Origin of the sequence: Phnomibacter ginsenosidimutans (assembly GCF_009740285.1) — a bacterium.
Classification (GTDB): domain Bacteria; phylum Bacteroidota; class Bacteroidia; order Chitinophagales; family Chitinophagaceae; genus Phnomibacter; species Phnomibacter ginsenosidimutans.
The window spans coordinates 2,993,185-3,009,711 of the sequence record NZ_CP046566.1 but is presented as its reverse complement, the minus strand read 5'-3'; the positions used below and the strand labels follow the sequence as shown (position 1 = coordinate 3,009,711).

The 16,527-nt window shown below is 46.5% G+C and carries 13 protein-coding genes; all 13 read left to right on the top strand.

Annotation, left to right across the window (positions count from 1 at the left end):
- Positions 1–6 precede the first annotated feature (6 nt).
- Positions 7–804 (top strand): SDR family oxidoreductase, encoded by a 798-nt coding sequence (locus GLV81_RS12915; protein WP_157479229.1) that lies wholly within the window; start codon positions 7–9, stop codon positions 802–804.
- Between the two features lie 277 nt (positions 805–1,081).
- Positions 1,082–1,525 (top strand): MaoC family dehydratase, encoded by a 444-nt coding sequence (locus GLV81_RS12910; RefSeq protein WP_157479228.1) that lies wholly within the window; start codon positions 1,082–1,084, stop codon positions 1,523–1,525.
- 1 nt (position 1,526) lies between these two features.
- Positions 1,527–2,681 carry a sugar ABC transporter substrate-binding protein gene (locus GLV81_RS12905; RefSeq protein ID WP_157479227.1) on the top strand — a complete coding sequence of 385 codons (1,155 nt, stop codon included), beginning with the start codon at positions 1,527–1,529 and terminating at the stop codon, positions 2,679–2,681.
- Positions 2,678–3,826, top strand: coding sequence for a CaiB/BaiF CoA transferase family protein (locus GLV81_RS12900; RefSeq protein WP_157479226.1), 1,149 nt, complete (start codon positions 2,678–2,680; stop codon positions 3,824–3,826). The genes GLV81_RS12905 and GLV81_RS12900 overlap by 4 nt, the downstream gene beginning before the upstream one ends.
- A 7-nt stretch (positions 3,827–3,833) precedes the next feature.
- On the top strand, positions 3,834–5,000 hold the full coding sequence (locus GLV81_RS12895) for a CaiB/BaiF CoA transferase family protein (protein WP_157479225.1): 1,167 nt from the start codon (positions 3,834–3,836) through the stop codon (positions 4,998–5,000).
- 24 nt (positions 5,001–5,024) lie between these two features.
- Entirely contained in the window at positions 5,025–5,870 is an 846-nt protein-coding gene (locus tag GLV81_RS12890) for an amidohydrolase family protein (RefSeq protein ID WP_157479224.1), read from the top strand.
- Positions 5,871–5,888: 18 nt separating this feature from the next.
- Positions 5,889–6,929 carry an L-rhamnose/proton symporter RhaT gene (locus GLV81_RS12885; protein WP_157479223.1) on the top strand — a complete coding sequence of 347 codons (1,041 nt, stop codon included), beginning with the start codon at positions 5,889–5,891 and terminating at the stop codon, positions 6,927–6,929.
- A gap of 9 nt (positions 6,930–6,938) precedes the next feature.
- Positions 6,939–8,009 carry a Gfo/Idh/MocA family protein gene (locus GLV81_RS12880; RefSeq protein ID WP_246185991.1) on the top strand — a complete coding sequence of 357 codons (1,071 nt, stop codon included), beginning with the start codon at positions 6,939–6,941 and terminating at the stop codon, positions 8,007–8,009.
- An 18-nt stretch (positions 8,010–8,027) separates the two neighbouring features.
- The gene (locus GLV81_RS12875; RefSeq protein WP_157479222.1) at positions 8,028–9,422 is read left to right on the top strand and encodes a pectate lyase; all 1,395 of its coding nucleotides are present in this window, start codon (positions 8,028–8,030) and stop codon (positions 9,420–9,422) included.
- 23 nt (positions 9,423–9,445) lie between these two features.
- Positions 9,446–12,079 (top strand): alpha-d-galacturonidase, encoded by a 2,634-nt coding sequence (locus GLV81_RS12870; RefSeq protein WP_157479221.1) that lies wholly within the window; start codon positions 9,446–9,448, stop codon positions 12,077–12,079.
- Positions 12,080–12,112: 33 nt separating this feature from the next.
- A complete protein-coding gene (locus GLV81_RS12865) occupies positions 12,113–13,660 on the top strand; it encodes a glycoside hydrolase family 28 protein (RefSeq protein WP_157479220.1) in 1,548 nt (515 codons plus the stop codon).
- Between the two features lie 60 nt (positions 13,661–13,720).
- Positions 13,721–15,445, top strand: coding sequence for a glycoside hydrolase family 95 protein (locus tag GLV81_RS20490; protein ID WP_246185990.1), 1,725 nt, complete (start codon positions 13,721–13,723; stop codon positions 15,443–15,445).
- Positions 15,357–16,511 (top strand): glycosyl hydrolase family 95 catalytic domain-containing protein, encoded by a 1,155-nt coding sequence (locus GLV81_RS20485; protein WP_425500002.1) that lies wholly within the window; start codon positions 15,357–15,359, stop codon positions 16,509–16,511. The genes GLV81_RS20490 and GLV81_RS20485 overlap by 89 nt, the downstream gene beginning before the upstream one ends.
- The last annotated feature ends 16 nt before the right edge of the window (positions 16,512–16,527 follow it).

The following is a 16,527-nucleotide window of genomic DNA, read 5'->3' as shown; positions in this document are numbered from 1 at the left end:
AAGAAAATGAATACACAACTCAACAATAAAGTAGTAATTGTAACAGGTGGCGCCAAGGGTATTGGCAAGGGTATTGTAGAAGTGCTGGCACGTGAAGGTGCCATCCCTGTTATTGTTGGTCGCAATGCGCAAGACAATGAGGTTGTGGTACAAGAAATTATTGCAGCAGGCGGACAATGCTGGCAGGTAGCCGCCGAATTGTCGCAACCAGAAGAATGTGAGAAAGCCGTGCAAGCTGTAGTGCAGCAATTCAATCGCATCGACGGACTCATCAATAATGCGGGGGTAAATGATGGTGTTGGATTGGAGCATGGTGATTACAAACGTTTCATGGAAAGCCTGCACAAAAACGTAGTGCATTACTACCTGATGGCGCATTATGCATTGCCCGAATTGAAAAAGTCGAAGGGAAGTATTGTCAACATTACTTCTAAAACTGCGGAGACCGGACAGGGGAATACTTCGGCCTATGCAGCCAGCAATGGTGGCCGCAATGCACTCACCCGTGAGTGGGCGGTAGAATTAGCAAAATATTCCATTCGGGTAAATGCGGTGGTGGTAGCAGAGTGCTATACGCCCTTGTACGATAAATGGATAAAGTCGATGCCAAACGGCGATGAAAAGCTGAAAGAAATTACTTCCAAAATACCTTTTGAGCAGCGCTTTACCACCGCAGAAGAAATCGCTAACATGACGGTATTCCTGCTTTCTCCGCTATCCAGCCATACTACGGGCCAGTTGATTTATGTGGATGGTGGCTATGTACATCTTGACCGGGCCTACAGTGTTGGCATTGGTGATTGATGAATTTTTTTGAACAAGAATGACAAGGCTGCCGGTAACAGGGCAGCCTTTTTTGTACCGCTCTTGCTGGTAAAATAATCCATCATTATAGTAAAACCTGCCATTTGGGCGGCGGAGTGCTGCTGCTACTTTTAATATTCGAAAAGCACTGGCTTTCACAGCCACTCGGCTTTGCCGGAATTGTTGCATGTAGTGTTGATTGACACTTTTCATTACAAGGAACAATTTGCGGCACGGCGGCTTTCAACATTCATTTTTTCAGACGATAGCGCCTGCCATGTTCATAACGAAATACTTTGAGGAGTTTGCCATTGGTGATGTACGACATACCTATGGCAGAACCATTACCGAAACAGACATCGTGGTACATGCAGGGCAGTCTGGCGATTTCTTTCCGCACCACATGGATGAAGAGTGGTGCAAAACTCAACCGTTCAAAAAACGCATTGCTCACGGCACTTTGATTTTTACTGTGGCCGTAGGTCTTACAGCCGATCATATCAACGATGTATCCATGACATACGGCTATGAAAAACTGCGTTTCATCAAGCCCGTCTTCATTAATGATACAATTAAAGTGACTGTCACCATTCAGGATAAAAAAGACCATAAACGCCCCGATCATGGATTGGTGACGGAGCTGGTGGAATGTTTCAACCAACACAACGAACTGGTGATGCGCTGCGAACATATTTTACTCGTAAAAAAACAAGCAGCGTAGCATGGCTTCCATTATTCTCAATGGCATTACCTGGGGGCATAGCAGAGGCATCACGCCCTTGCTGGCTATCGGTCAGCGCTACAGCGAATTGCATCCTGAAGTTGAAATACGCTGGAAGAAACGCAGCCTGCAAGAGTTTGCAGATTTTCCGATTGAGAAGCTTACCGAAGCATACGATTTACTCATCATCGATCATCCTTGGGTAGGTTGTGCCGCAGCTACACATTGTGTGCTGCCGCTCAATGAATACCTGCCATCGGATTATTTGCAAGACCAGGCCAACAACAGCGTTGGCGCTTCCTACGAAAGTTATGTGTACAATGGCAGTCTTTGGGCTTTGCCGATAGATGCGGCTACGCCTGCGGCCAGCTATCGCAAAGATTTGCTGCCACAACCGCCGCAAACCTGGGATGAACTACTCCAGTTGGCAAAAGCCGGAAAAGTAGCTGTGCCGGGCATTCCCATTGATGTACTCATGCATTTTTACAGCTTTTGTATTTCATTTGGCGCCACGCCTTTTGCCAATGAATACGAAGTGATTGATACCGCAACTGGTGTGCAAGCAATTGAATGTATGCAGCAATTGTACAGCCTCGTAGATAGGCGGATGTTTGATTGCAATCCCATTGCAGTGGCCGAACTCATGAGTAGTACAAATGATTTTTGGTACTGCCCTTTTGCATATGCTTACAGCAATTACAGCAGAGCTGGATTTGCAAAATACCTGTTGCATTATGCCGATGTAGTGGCGCTGAATGGCAAGCAATTGCAAACCACCATTGGTGGCACAGGCTTATCTGTATCAGCATTTAGCCAGCATAAATCTGTAGCCGTGGATGTGGCCAAGATGATGGTTGATGGCGAAATGCAACGGACGATGTATATGCAGCATGGCGGGCAGCCCGGCCATCGTAGTGCATGGACAGATGCTACCGCCAACGAACTGACCAATGGCTTTTTCAATGCGGTGCTTCCGGTGATGGACAACGGATACATGCGGCCACGCTACAATGGCTATCTGCATTTTCAGGATCATGCCGGCACACCATTGCGCACCTGCCTGATGGATAATGGCGACCCTGCAAAAGCCTTACAATTGATGAACGAATTATACAGGCAAAGTATTCATCAAAACAGCACTTCTCTAAGCGTATGACAGCACAACCATTGCAAGGCATAGTGGTGCTGGAGTTTAGCCAGTATTTATCGGGGCCAAGTGCCGGCCTGCGATTGGCAGACTTAGGCGCAAGAGTTATTAAAATAGAACGCCCGGGAACAGGGGAAGCCGGCCGTAAGCTGGCCATTAAAGATTTGTGGGTTGATGATAACTCTTTGTTGTTTCATACCATCAACCGTAACAAAGAAAGCTTTACCGCAAACCTGAAAGATGCCGATGATTTGTATGTCATCAAGCAACTGATTGCAAAAGCAGATGTACTCATCCATAATTTTCGCCCAGAAGTAATGGGTAAAAATGGCTTGGATTATGCATCGGTACAACACATCAATCCACGGTTGATTTATGCCGAAATTTCTGGCTATGGAAAGAAAGGCCCATGGAAGGATAAACCCGGGCAAGACTTACTGCTGCAAGCAATGTCTGGCCTGGCCTATACTACCGGCAATAGCGGACAAGCACCCGTACCCTTTGGTATTTCCATTGGCGATATCATTGCCGGAGCACACGTTGTGCAAGGCATTTTAGCTGCATTGATTCGCCGTCAGAAAAACGGAAAAGGCGCTTTGATTGAAGTGAGTATGCTTGAATCACTGCTCGATTTTCAGTTTGAATTACTCACTACTTATTATACCACACAGCAACAGCCGCTGCGAAGTGCGGTGGCCAACGGGCAACCGTTGCTCAGTGCACCCTATGGTATTTATGCAACGGCCGACGGGCACATTGCTATTGCCATGATGGATATACATGTGCTGGCTGATACCATTGGTTGTTTTGCCTTGCATGCGTTTCACAAAGAAGATGCTTTTGTGCAGCGTGATGCTATTAAAACAGCATTGGCCGTGCATTTGCAGCAGCAGCCCACCGCTGTTTGGCTGCGCATGTTGCACAATGCAGGCCTGTGGGCCATGGAAGTGCTCAATTGGCAGCAACTCACTACAACAGCCGCATATCAAACCCTACAAATGGAACAGGTTGTACTGGCTGCTGATAAACAAATCGTCACCACCCGTTGTCCCATTCGAATCAATGGAAAGCGATTGATGTTTGACAGACCTGCTCCACAACTGGGCGCACAAAACGAAAGTATACGGCAGGAGCTTAGTGCCGCCATGAAATAAACGATACATGAAACTGTTGCAAGACATATTAGTGATTGATTTTAGCCAGTTTTTGTCGGGGCCATCAGCTTCGCTGCGCCTGGCCGATATGGGTGCACAGGTTATCAAAATTGAGCGGCCCGGTATTGGCGATATCTGCCGCGAATTGTATGTATCGGATGTGGTGATTGAAGGTGAGTCAACTATTTTTCATGCCATCAACCGCAACAAGCAGAGCTATGCTGCTGATTTGAAAAATGCAGATGATCTTGAAAAAATAAAACAACTCATTGCCAGAGCAGATGTGGTGATGCACAACTTCAGGCCGGGCGTGATGGAACGAATCGGGTTGGATTATGCAACTGTAAAATCGCTGAACCCTACGGTGGTGTATGCCGAAATAAATGGCTACGGTGAAACAGGTGATTGGGCTGCATTGCCCGGTCAGGATTTATTGCTGCAATCAGTATCGGGACTTACCTGGTTGAGCAACAACAGTGATGCCGGACCTACACCCATGGGTGTAGCCGTGGTAGACATTCTTGCGGGTACCCATGTAGCACAGGGAATTTTAGCGGCATTGTATGGCAGAGCTGTACACGGAGAAGGTGCTTGGGTACAGGTAAGTATGCTCGAAAGCATTCTCGATTTTCAGTTTGAAGTGCTCACTTGTTTTTACAACGATGGACAACAACTGCCGCAGCGTGGTGCTGTCAATAGTGCCCATGCATACATAGCGGCTCCCTATGGAATTTATACAACAAATGATGGTTACATTGCGCTGGCAATGACCAACATTCCTGCCCTGGCTACGCTGCTGCAATGCCCGCCATTGCTGCAATACAGCAATAGTGAGGATTGGTTTAGTAAGCGTGATGAAATCAAACAAGTGCTGGCCAATCATTTGCTTACACAACCAACAGCTATGTGGTTGCAGATACTGGAGCAAGCCGATGTTTGGTGTGCACCGGTATTCAACTACGATGCATTGGTGCAGCAGGAAGGTTACCGGTTGTTGGAAATGGAATTGACAGTACATACCAGCAGTGGTTTGGCTGTAAAAACAACCCGCTGTCCCATTCGGGTAGACGGGCAAATACTCACCTCTGCAAAAGGGGCGCCGGCATTGGGCGAACACAATGCAGAAATTGATCATCAGTTTGGATTGAATGAGGCACTGGTGCCTGCCACCTAAACTGCAGACAAAAACGAATTAGCCATGCTTGCTGATACACATGTACATATCTGGGATTTCAGCAAAGCCAGTTATAGCTGGCTGGATGGCAATACGTCTATCCTCAACAGAACCTACAGCATTGATGAAATAGCCGCTGAACGTCAAACTGCTGTTGTAACGCATGGCGTGTTGGTGCAGGCGGCAAACAATACACAGGATACAGATTGGATGTTGCATGTAGCCGCACATACCAATTGGATTGCTGCCGTCGTTGGTTGGGTACCACTCACCAATCCGGATGCAACAGCAAATGCACTGGAGCATTACAAAAGCAATCCTTATTTCAAAGGGGTACGGCATTTGATACACGACGAGCCAGATGCGCAATGGTTGCTGCAGCCAACCGTGTTGGAAAGCCTTCAACTATTGGCCGATGCTGGCATACCCTATGATGTGGTAGGTATTTTGCCGGCACACATACGCACTGCTTTGCAGGTGGCCGAAAAAGTGCCACAGCTGAAAATGATTTTTGATCATCTGAATCAACCGCCCATTGCTACAGCTGACCGTTTTGGTGAGTGGGGAGAATTGATGCAGGAAGCTGCACAGCATCCTAACTTCTACGCTAAAATTTCTGGTTTGGGCACCACTGCTCAAGCAGGAAATGCTTGGACAAATGCGACCATTGAACCGTATGTAAGCTTTGCCCTGCAAGCGTTTGGCGTACAACGCTGCATGCTCGGTGGCGATTGGCCGGTGAGTTTGCTGGCCGGTAGTTATACATACAGCTGGCAGCAATATCATAAGCTACTGCAATCATTACTCACACCTGAAGAACAGCACATGGTGAAGTATGCCAATGCTGCCGATTTTTATCAATTTCAATAAGCAGGCAAAAGAAAAACTATGGAAGTTGTAAACGGAGTGTTGTTTCATGCCATTGGTGCTTCCAGCGCTTCGCTTTGCTATACGCCAGAGAAAAAAGTAAAAGGCTGGAGCTGGCAAACCTATTGGCTGGCGCAGGCTTTTGTTTGCTGGTTGTTGCTGCCCCTGTTGGTGGCCGTTATCACCATTCCCGATTTGATGTTAGTGTTGAAAGAAGCACCCACTGCACCCATGTGGCAATCGTATTTGCTGGGTATGGGTTATGGTGTGGGCGGTACTGCTTTTGGCATGGCCATCCGATATGTTGGGTTCTCTTTAACCTATGCCATTGCAGTAGGTATTAGTTGTGTGTTGGGTACATTGCTACCGCCATTTATCAGTGGTGAACTCGGTCATATTTTAAGTGGAAACGGTGCAGGCTATCTGATGTCGGGCGTAGGCCTTGGTGCGGCAGGTATTGCCGTATGCGGCCTTGCTGGCAGAAGTAAAGAAAAAGACATTGAAAAAGCGGTACAGCAAAGCAGTTCTTCTTTTTCATTATCCAAAGGGTTGCCCTTGTGTTTGTTGGCAGGTGTATTGTCTGCATTGTACGGGTATGCCTTGAGTGTGGGCCAGCCCATTGCTGATGTAGCTGCATTGCATGGCGCCGGCAATTTGCAAGGCAATGTGATTTACATTTTTGCCAATAGCGGCGCCTTTGTTACCACAGCTTTGTATTGTATTTACCTGCACCGTAAGCACAAGACAATCGGAGAGTACTCGTCTAATCAGGGGCATTCTTTAACGACCAATTATCTCATGGCGGCCATTACAGGTTTGCTGTGGTATGGGCAGTTTTTCTTTTACGGACTGGGCCATACCCGCATGGGAAAATTTGCTTTCAGTAGCTGGGCTATCCATATGATTTTACTGGTGCTGCTGAGCACCGTAACCGGCCTGCTGCTGAAAGAATGGAAACAAAGTAGTACTAAAACCATTCGGTTGTTGAGTGTGGCCATCATGATATTAATTGTTGCGGTGCTGCTGCTTACAGAGGGCAACAGAATTGGCGCAACAGGATAAAGTATAAACATGTCGATGCATCAGCGAAATATTGCCAACGCACAACTACCCGTGTACATCATTGGTGCCGGCGGCATAGTCAATGCTGCGCATTTGCCGGCTTATCGGTTGGCGGGCTTCAACGTACAAGGCATTTGTGATATTGATGTGACAAAAGCACAAACTACTGCTGCGGCCTTTGGCATACCGCATGTGTTTGAGTGTCCCGAAGAAATGCTGCAACAACTGCCAACCAATGCGGTGGTGGATATTGCTGTACCCGGTCCTGCATTGATACCCTTGCTGCAGCAAATTCCGGATGGAACCCCCGTATTGTTGCAAAAGCCAATGGGTGAAAACATGCAGGAAGCGCAACAGATTTTGGAAATCTGCCGCAGTAAAAAACTCAATGCGGCTGTGAATTTTCAACTGCGCTATGCGCCGTTTATTCTCGAGGTGAAGAAGATGCTGCAGTCTGGTCAGTTGGGCGAAATCAACGATATTGAAATCAATGTGAGTGTGTACACACCCTGGCATTTATGGGATTTTTTAATGCAGTCGCCACGGGTAGAAATTTTGTACCACAGCATTCATTATGTCGATCTCATCCGGCACATGCTGGGCAATCCGCAAACCATTTACGCAAAATCCACCCGGCATCCGTCTATGCCAAAGCTGGCTGCTGTGCGTAGCAATATCATCATGGATTATGGTGATATGATTCGTGGAAATATTTTCACCAATCACTGTCACAATTATGGCAAACCCAAGCAGCATTCATACATCAAGTTTGAAGGCAGTAAGGGAGCGGTGCTGATCAATTTCGGAGCACTCATCAACTATCCTCGGGGCGAAGCAGACAGTTTTGAATATGTGTTTTTGCAAGAAGGGCAAGAGCCTGTTTGGCAAGAACGAAAAATAGAAGGCAGCTGGTTTCCGCATGCATTTATTGGTAGCATGGAGCAATTGATGCTGTCGGTAGCAGGTGGTAAAAATGCACCTGATAATTCAGTAGAAGACTGCATTCATACGATGGCTTGTGTAGAAGCTGCTTATGCTTCCAGTGAGCAAGGCGGTATTCAGCCGCGTCAGTTTTTGTAACGCATAAATACAAGTGAGATGTTCAGAAAGATGTTGATGTGCTGTTGGGTATGTGTGGTAGCTGCAACGTCTGTGGCACAGGTGCCGTCATTTCCCGGCGCTGAAGGTTTTGGTAAATATGCCAGTGGTGGCCGCGGTGGCGAGGTTGTGTTTGTAACGAATACACATGATAGCGGCGAAGGCAGTTTTCGATGGGCACTGGAGCAATTTCCTGGTAAGCCTCTCACCATTTTGTTTCGGGTGTCGGGCATCATTGAGCTGCAAAGCAAGATTCAGATCAAACGTTCCAATCTTACCATTGCCGGGCAATCTGCTCCTGGCGATGGCATTTGTTTCAAAGACCAATCTTTGATTTTGAACGGCGCATCTGCCAAAGGCAATCATGGCAATATCATCATTCGCTATATCCGTTCAAGACCGGGTGGCACACTCAAAACGGGCTTGTATGGTTTTGATATGGAAAATTGTCATGATGTAATCATTGACCATTGCAGTTTTAGTTGGGCCAATGAAGAATGTGCAGCCATGTACGATACCAAAAATACAACGGTGCAGTGGTGTGTGGTGAGCGAAGGTTTGTACCATGCGGGTCACATGAAAGGAAACCGTTCGTTTGGCGGCGTATGGGGTGGTCAGTTCGCCAGTTTTCACCACAACTTGTTTGCACACCTCAACAACAGGGCCATTCGTTTTAATGGTGCCCGTGCCCACGATACGTTAGCCATTATTGATTACAGAAACAACGTAGTGTACAACTGGGGCAATGCCAATGCCTGCTATGGCGGCGAAGTAAATATTGCCGGTGGCGTTTCGCAGGTCAACATTGTCAATAATTATTACAAACCCGGACCAGCCACGCCAGAAGACAAGAAGTTTATTCATGCTTCTTATCAAGCAGAAAACAGCAAAGGCACCGGCGAGTGGTTTGTGGCTGGCAACGTGATGCTGGGTGATAAATACCTGACCAAAAAAAATGAACGGGGGATTGATTTGAAAGAAGCAGGTTATCCCAAAGGCGCCATTGCTGACAAGCCTTTTGCAATTCAAATTCCGTTGCCGGAAGAATCGGCTGAACTGGCTTATGAACGGGTATTGAAATATGCCGGCGCCAATTTCCCAAAAAGAGATGCAGTTGATGCAAGAGTGATACAAGAAACAGCCACGGGCACAGCTACGGGCAAAGGTGTATTTGGTAAACCGGGCATTATCGATCATCCGTTGGTGGTGGGGGGATGGCCTGTGTATGGCAGTACAGCGGCACCGGCAGATACAGATAATGACGGCATGCCCGATGCATGGGAAATAGCTCACGGATTAAATGCCAACAATGCCGCAGACCGAAATCAATTGCATTCAAGTGGCTACACTATGCTCGAAATGTATTTGAATGAATTAGTGAAAGAAGGAAAATGAAATTACTATCAACAATAACGCTTTTGATATTGTGCCAATTTACGCAGGCACAGGTGAGAGTATTGGATCAGGTGAAAACGAGCCGCAGCAGGTATGCTTCCGTTACACTCATGCAAACGGTTCGTGCATTGAAACTGCAGCAAAAAAATGTTCAGATTGTTTTATCCATTCAACCAAATGGTAAAAAGGAAAGTTTTCGAATTGAGGGTAATGCACAGCGCATCAGCATCACTGGAAATGATGCCTCTGGCGTGTTGTATGGTTGTTTGGCTTTAGCAGATACACTCAAACATCGCCAGCAGTTTCCTGTTCGCATGGCTGTACAAGATGCTCCCGAAATGGTGTTGCGTGGGGCTTGCATTGGCATTCAAAAACCGTATTACCTGCCCGGTAGAAATGTGTATGAATATCCATACACGCCCGAGGTTTTTCCGTGGTTGTACGATAAGAAACTGTGGATTCAGTACCTCGATTCAATGGTGAGTAATCGCATGAATTCGTTGTACCTGTGGAACGGACATCCCTTTGCTTCGCTGGTAAAATTGAAAGATTATCCGTATGCAGTAGAAGTAGATGAAGCCACTTTCGCAAAGAATGAAGAGCTCTATCGTTTCTTAACTACTGAGGCTGATAAGCGGGGCATTTGGGTGATACAAATGTTTTACAACATCATAGTATCAAAGCCTTTTGCGGAGCATCATGGTATTAAAACACAAGAACGGGAGCGGGGCATTACGCCGCTCATTGCAGATTACACCCGAAAATCTATTGCTGCATTTGTAGAAAAATATCCCAACGTGGGGCTCATGGTTTGTTTGGGTGAAGCCATGGAAGGTGTGGGCAATGATGACATTGAATGGTTTACCAAAACCATTATACCAGGGGTGCAGGATGGCTTGCATGCCATTGGCAAAACAGATGAGCCGCCCATTGTATTGCGGGCACACGATACAGATGCCCCGGCAGTAATGAAAGCTGCTTTGCCCCTCTACAAAAATTTATATACCGAAGCAAAGTTTAATGGCGAAGCTCTTACCTATGCAAGACCACGTGGCAGCTGGGCGGAGTTGCACCAAACACTGAGCAAACTCGGCAGTGTGCAAATTGAAAACGTGCACATTCTTGCCAATCTTGAACCCTTTCGATATGGGTCGCCAGATTTTATTCAGCAGAGTGTAATAGGCATGCACGAAGTAATGGGCGGCAATGGATTGCATTTGTATCCGCAGGCATCGTATTGGGATTGGCCCTACAGTGCCGATAGTGTAGCTGCTGGCAAACGATTGCTGCAAATAGAACGTGATTGGATTTGGTACAGTGCATGGAGCCGTTATGCATGGAAAGCCAATCGCAACAGGCAAGACGAGATACGCTACTGGAGCCGCATGTTGGCACATCACTTTGGTTGTAGTGAAGCTGATGGCAGAAAAATTTTGACTGCTTATGAAGAGAGTGGAGAGATAGCCCCCAAGTTGTTGCGCCGCTTTGGCATTACCGATGGCAACCGCCAAACCCTGACACTCGGCATGCTCATGACACAGTTGATAAATCCTTACCGATATGGGTTGTTCACCTTGCTGTATGATGCAGAAGCTCCCGAAGGTGAAATGATTTTGGATTACGTAGACAAAGTGCAAAATGGTTTGCCTCATGTGGGTGAAACACCAACACAAATTGCAGGAGAAGTAATGTTGCATGGCAATAAAGCCGTGGCAGCTTTGCAGTCTATTGCCAACAATATCCGAAGCAATAAAGCTGAGTTCAATCGGTTATACAACGACATGTTGTGTTATCAGGCTATGGCCAATCACTTCAGCCATAAAGTGCAGGCTGCAGTGCAATTGCTACAATACAAGTACAGCAAGCAAGTGCCTGATTTGGAAAAAGCTGTGCCGTTATTGCAGCAAAGTGTAAAAGATTACGCACAACTTGCCCGACTCACCAAGGGCAGTTATTTGTATGCCAACAGCATGCAAACACAACAACGAAAAATTCCAATGCGGGGTGTGAATGGCACCTACAAACACTGGACAGAAATGTTGCCCGTTTTTGAAAATGAGTTGACTGTTTTTCAACGCAAAATTGATTCGTTGAAAAAAGAAAAGGATGTATTGATTCATGCACGGTTGCCATTACCTGCGGTGAAAGTACAAAGTGCCGAAGCTGGCAAAACTTTACAGCCTGGTATTTCTTTGTTTGCAGATACTACGGTCATCATCCGACAGTTGGCCCCGGAGCTTAACGGACTTGCATTGCAGCCGCAATCATTCAAACGGCAATTAGCTGCTGCTACTGAGTGGACTTTTACTGCAGACAAGCCGGTGAAAATATTGGTTGGGTACTTTAAAACACAACGGGCAGCATTTACCACCGATACCACTTTTGCCAAGGCACCAGAGTTGGAAACGAATGCGAGTGCAGATGATTATGGTCAGGCTGAAATCAAAATTAGCAACGCCATGGCCATTGATGGATTGCCTGCTGTGCAGGTGCATGCATACACGTTTACTGCTGGTACGCATACATTAAAACTGCCCAAAGGATTGTGCATCATTTTGGGGGCCATTGATGCCCAATCGCATGTGCCTGTGTACGATGCCGGATTGATGAGCGATAAAAGACAACAAAATATTGACTGGTTGTTTGAAGCGCCTTAAGAAAATACGAATTGACTGTTTTAAAATATTGACATGAAAAAACTGATGCTCTTTACGGTTATTGTTGCGATTAGTATTGCTACAAAAGCACAGCAATACTATGATGTAACAAAGTATGGTGCCAAAAAAGACAGCAGCACGTTGGCGACAAAATCCATTGCGGCAGCTATTGCGGCGGCCAGCAAAGCAGGCGGCGGCACCGTGTATTTTCCTGCGGGCAAATACCTCACTGGTCCCATACACCTCAAAAGCAATATCACCATTTTGATTGATGCTGGTGCAGAGTTGCACTTCTCCGACAACTTCGATCATTATTTGCCCATGGTAGAAAGCCGCTATGAGGGGGTGGACGTGTTTAGTTTCTCTCCATTGTTTTATGCATACAAGGCCGAAAACATTGCCATCAAAGGGCGGGGCCTGATAAATGGCCATGGAAAAAAATGGTGGGACTATGCCCTTACTTTTTATAAAAACCAAACTGCAAGAAATAAGTATCAATTGCTGTTTGACAGTGCCAATAAAAATATTGTATTGCCCGATGATGCTACACAAATGCAAAGAGGTTTTCTTCGCCCGCCGTTTATACAACCACTGTATTGTAAAAATGTGTTGATAGAAGGCATTACCATTACAAACTCTCCATTCTGGACAGTGAATCCGGAGTTTTGTGAAAACGTAACCGTCACAGGCGTTACCATCAACAATCCAAAATCACCCAACACAGATGGTATCAATCCTTCATCTTGCCGCTATGTGCACATCAGCGATTGCCACATAAGTGTGGGCGATGATTGCATTACCATCAAATCAGGAAAAGATGTGCCGGGACGAACCAAGGCTTTTCCTGCGGAAAATATCACCATCACCAACTGTACCATGCTGAGCGGTCATGGTGGAGTTGTGATTGGAAGTGAAATGAGTGGCGATGTAAAAAAAGTAACCATTAGCAATTGTGTTTTTGATGGAACAGATCGGGGTATTCGCATTAAAACCACCCGTGGCCGCGGTGGTGTGGTAGAAGATATTCGGGTAGACAATATTGTGATGAAAAACATACGTGACCAGGCCATTGTGCTGGACATGGAATACTCCAAAACAAAGCCCGAACCAGTGAGTGAACGTACACCAAAGTTTCGCAACATTCGGTTCAGCAACATAACTGCATACACGAAGAAAGCCATGTACATCAACGGGCTTGATGAAATGCCCGTGTCGGAAATTAGTTTGCATGATGTAGTGTTTGAAGCAGAAACAGGTATTGTGATCCGCAATGTACAAGACATCGAATTGCGTCACGTTCGTGTGAATACAAAAACGGGCCCGGCAGTAAGTGCAGAAAAGTCAAGCCGTATTTTAATTGATGCATTGTCGACTGTGAAGCCATTGATGGATGCACCGCTTATTCGCCTGACGGATGTAAAGGAAGCGCTTCTCACCAATCATTGGTTGTTTGATGGCAGCCATAAGTTTGCTGACATTAAAGGCGCTGCTACGAGCAATATTTTATTGCACAACAATATTTTGAAAGGTGCTACCGTAACCACTGCTGCAGATGTGCCAACCGGTACCGTGCAGCTTTGATGATTAGGAGTACAGCAGTTGAAGTGAGTGACACAACGCAGCTAAATAGTAGTTCAGAAGATGACCAACAAAAAAATACTTGCAGGTGTATGGTTGTTGCTTTGTTGCAGCACAATGCTGCATGCACAAGATTTACAATTGTGGTATAAACAACCCGCTACAAAATGGACAGAAGCGTTGCCCATTGGCAATGGCCGGTTGGGCGCCATGATTTTTGGCGATGTGCACACAGAACACTTGCAGTTTAATGAAGAAACATTGTGGACAGGTGAGCCGCGGCCATACAACCGGAAGGGTGCTTATAAATATCTCGACAGTATACGTGCCTTATTGTTTGCCGGTAAGCAAAAGGAAGCGGAAGCCTTGGCAGAAGCACAGTTCATGGGATTGAAAAGTTTTGATGCTGATAAATCTGCATGGATAGATAAATGGGGTGCAGCTACACAGATGGCTGCAACGGATGTACAAGATGCTGCGTGGCCTACGATGACTGTACCGCATTGGGATGGTTGGGAAACAGTAGGCCATGGCGGGTTGGATGGTGCTGTTTGGTTGCGCACCAGTTTTGAATTGCCTGCCAATTGGACACCAGTAGCGATGACACTTGATCCGGGACGCATCAGAGACCACGACTTTACATTTGTGAATGGACAATTGGTTGGAAAGCAACAAGATACCGAGCCAAGAAAATATACTGTAGCCAAAGAATTACTGCATGCAGGCAAAAATAGTATTGCCATTTTGGTGCTCAACTTTGCTGATAAAGGAGGCGTGTATGGTTTTAAAGATACCGCTAAGCATGTGGCTATTTTTCCCGTTAACAATGAGCAGGCCCGCATTTCTTTGAACGGGCAATGGAAATATTTTGTGGCCGATGATAATCCGCCGCCGGTTGGTGTGTATCAGGCTTCCTATCAGCCTTTTGGCGATTTGCAGCTACAGTTTGCACATACAGGAAAGGCAACAGCATACCGTCGTTCATTGGATTTGCGCAATGCTGTTGCCAGTACCAGCTACACTATCAATGGCATTCAATACAAGCGGGAATATTTTGCCAGTACACCTCATCAGGTCATTGTAGTGCAACTGACAGCTTCACAAAAAGCGGCTATTAGTTTTGCGGCTACACTCAGCAGTGCTCACAAGAACTTTGTGGTAAGCAGAATCAACAATGATTTGCTGCTGCAGGTAAAAGTTCGAACCGGTGCCTTGCGTGGCGAGAGTGTGTTGCGCATTGTAGCAAAAGGGGGAAAGCTCGAAATAAAGGATGGCAAAGTGATACTCAGCAATGCAGATGAAGCAACGCTCTACCTCACAGCCGGTACCAATTTTGTCAACTATCAAAACATTAGTGCGGACCCACGGCAAGCTTGCATCAAGGCGTTGGCATCTGTACAGGGCAAAACATTTGCACAGGTAAAAGCAGCACACATCAAAGAGTATCAACAATACTTCAATCGGTTTGCGTTATCGTTTGGTGCTTCACCCCATGATAGTTTGCCCACCGATGAAAGACTGAATCGATTTGCACAATCCAACGATGCTGCATTTGTAGCCTTGTATGCTCAATATGGTCGCTATTTGCTCATAGCCGCTTCACGGCCCGGCACACGTCCGGCAAATTTGCAAGGCATTTGGAATGATTTGGTAAATCCGCCGTGGGGCAAGCAAGTACACGACCAATATCAATGCCGAAATGAATTACTGGCCTGCAGAGTTGCTCAATCTGTCGTCCTTGCATCAGCCACTTTTTTCTATGATAAAAGAGCTGGCGCAAACAGGTAAAGAAACGGCCCGTGAGTATTACAATGCGCCGGGTTGGGTGCTGCATCACAACACCGATTTGTGGCGGGGAACGGCGCCTATTAATGCAGCCAATCATGGCATTTGGGTGACAGGCGGTGCTTGGCTGTGCCAGCATTTGTGGGAGCATTATTTATACACGCAAGACAAAACCTTTTTGCGCAACGAAGCATATCCCATCATGCGTGATGCCGCTCGTTTCTTCCATCACTTTTTGGTGAAAGATCCTGTAACTGGTTACCTCATTTCTTCACCTTCCAATTCGCCGGAGCAAGGTGGTTTAGTAGCGGGCCCTACTATGGACCATCAAATCATTCGGGCATTGTTCACCAATGTTATTGAAGCCAGTAAGTTGTTGCAAACGGATGCAGATTTACGACAGCAGTTGCAGCAAAAGTTGTCTCGCATTGCCCCCAATCAAATTGGCCGGTACGGGCAATTGCAAGAGTGGATGCAAGACAAAGACGATCCCAACAACAAGCATCGGCATGTATCGCATTTGTGGGGGCTTTATCCTGGTAACGAAATCAATTGGGATGCAACGCCGCAGCTGGCTCAGGCCGCTAAGCAATCGCTTATTTTTCGTGGCGATGAAGCCACTGGCTGGAGCCTTGGCTGGAAAATTAATTTCTGGGCAAGACTGCGAGATGGCGATCATACTTTCAAAATGATTCAAATGCTCATGAGCCCTGCAAAAGGCGGTGCCGGCAGTTATCCCAATTTGTTTGATGCGCATCCGCCGTTTCAAATTGATGGCAATTTTGGTGGTGCCGCCGGCATTGGCGAAATGTTGTTGCAAAGTCATACCAACTTTATCGATGTGTTGCCCGCATTGCCTGCAGCTCTGCCCAACGGCGAAGTGAAAGGCCTTTGTGCCCGTGGCGGTTTTGTGGTAGACATGCAATGGAAAAATGCAGCACTCAGCAGCATTCGTATCCGCTCCCTCGCTGGCCGTTCTTTGCAGCTTCGCTACAACGGTATTACAAAAACATTCACTACTTCTATCAACCAGATGATTCAATTGAATGGCAGCTTACAAATACAATAATATTTTTTCTTTGGTA

Coding starts and splice junctions, on each gene's coding strand:
- GLV81_RS12915 (WP_157479229.1), top strand. CDS start 7: ATGAATACACAACTCAACAATAAAGTAGTAATTGTAACAGGTGGCGCC.
- GLV81_RS12910 (WP_157479228.1), top strand. CDS start 1,082: ATGTTCATAACGAAATACTTTGAGGAGTTTGCCATTGGTGATGTACGA.
- GLV81_RS12905 (WP_157479227.1), top strand. CDS start 1,527: ATGGCTTCCATTATTCTCAATGGCATTACCTGGGGGCATAGCAGAGGC.
- GLV81_RS12900 (WP_157479226.1), top strand. CDS start 2,678: ATGACAGCACAACCATTGCAAGGCATAGTGGTGCTGGAGTTTAGCCAG.
- GLV81_RS12895 (WP_157479225.1), top strand. CDS start 3,834: ATGAAACTGTTGCAAGACATATTAGTGATTGATTTTAGCCAGTTTTTG.
- GLV81_RS12890 (WP_157479224.1), top strand. CDS start 5,025: ATGCTTGCTGATACACATGTACATATCTGGGATTTCAGCAAAGCCAGT.
- GLV81_RS12885 (WP_157479223.1), top strand. CDS start 5,889: ATGGAAGTTGTAAACGGAGTGTTGTTTCATGCCATTGGTGCTTCCAGC.
- GLV81_RS12880 (WP_246185991.1), top strand. CDS start 6,939: ATGTCGATGCATCAGCGAAATATTGCCAACGCACAACTACCCGTGTAC.
- GLV81_RS12875 (WP_157479222.1), top strand. CDS start 8,028: ATGTTCAGAAAGATGTTGATGTGCTGTTGGGTATGTGTGGTAGCTGCA.
- GLV81_RS12865 (WP_157479220.1), top strand. CDS start 12,113: ATGAAAAAACTGATGCTCTTTACGGTTATTGTTGCGATTAGTATTGCT.
- GLV81_RS20490 (WP_246185990.1), top strand. CDS start 13,721: ATGACCAACAAAAAAATACTTGCAGGTGTATGGTTGTTGCTTTGTTGC.
- GLV81_RS20485 (WP_425500002.1), top strand. CDS start 15,357: ATGAATTACTGGCCTGCAGAGTTGCTCAATCTGTCGTCCTTGCATCAG.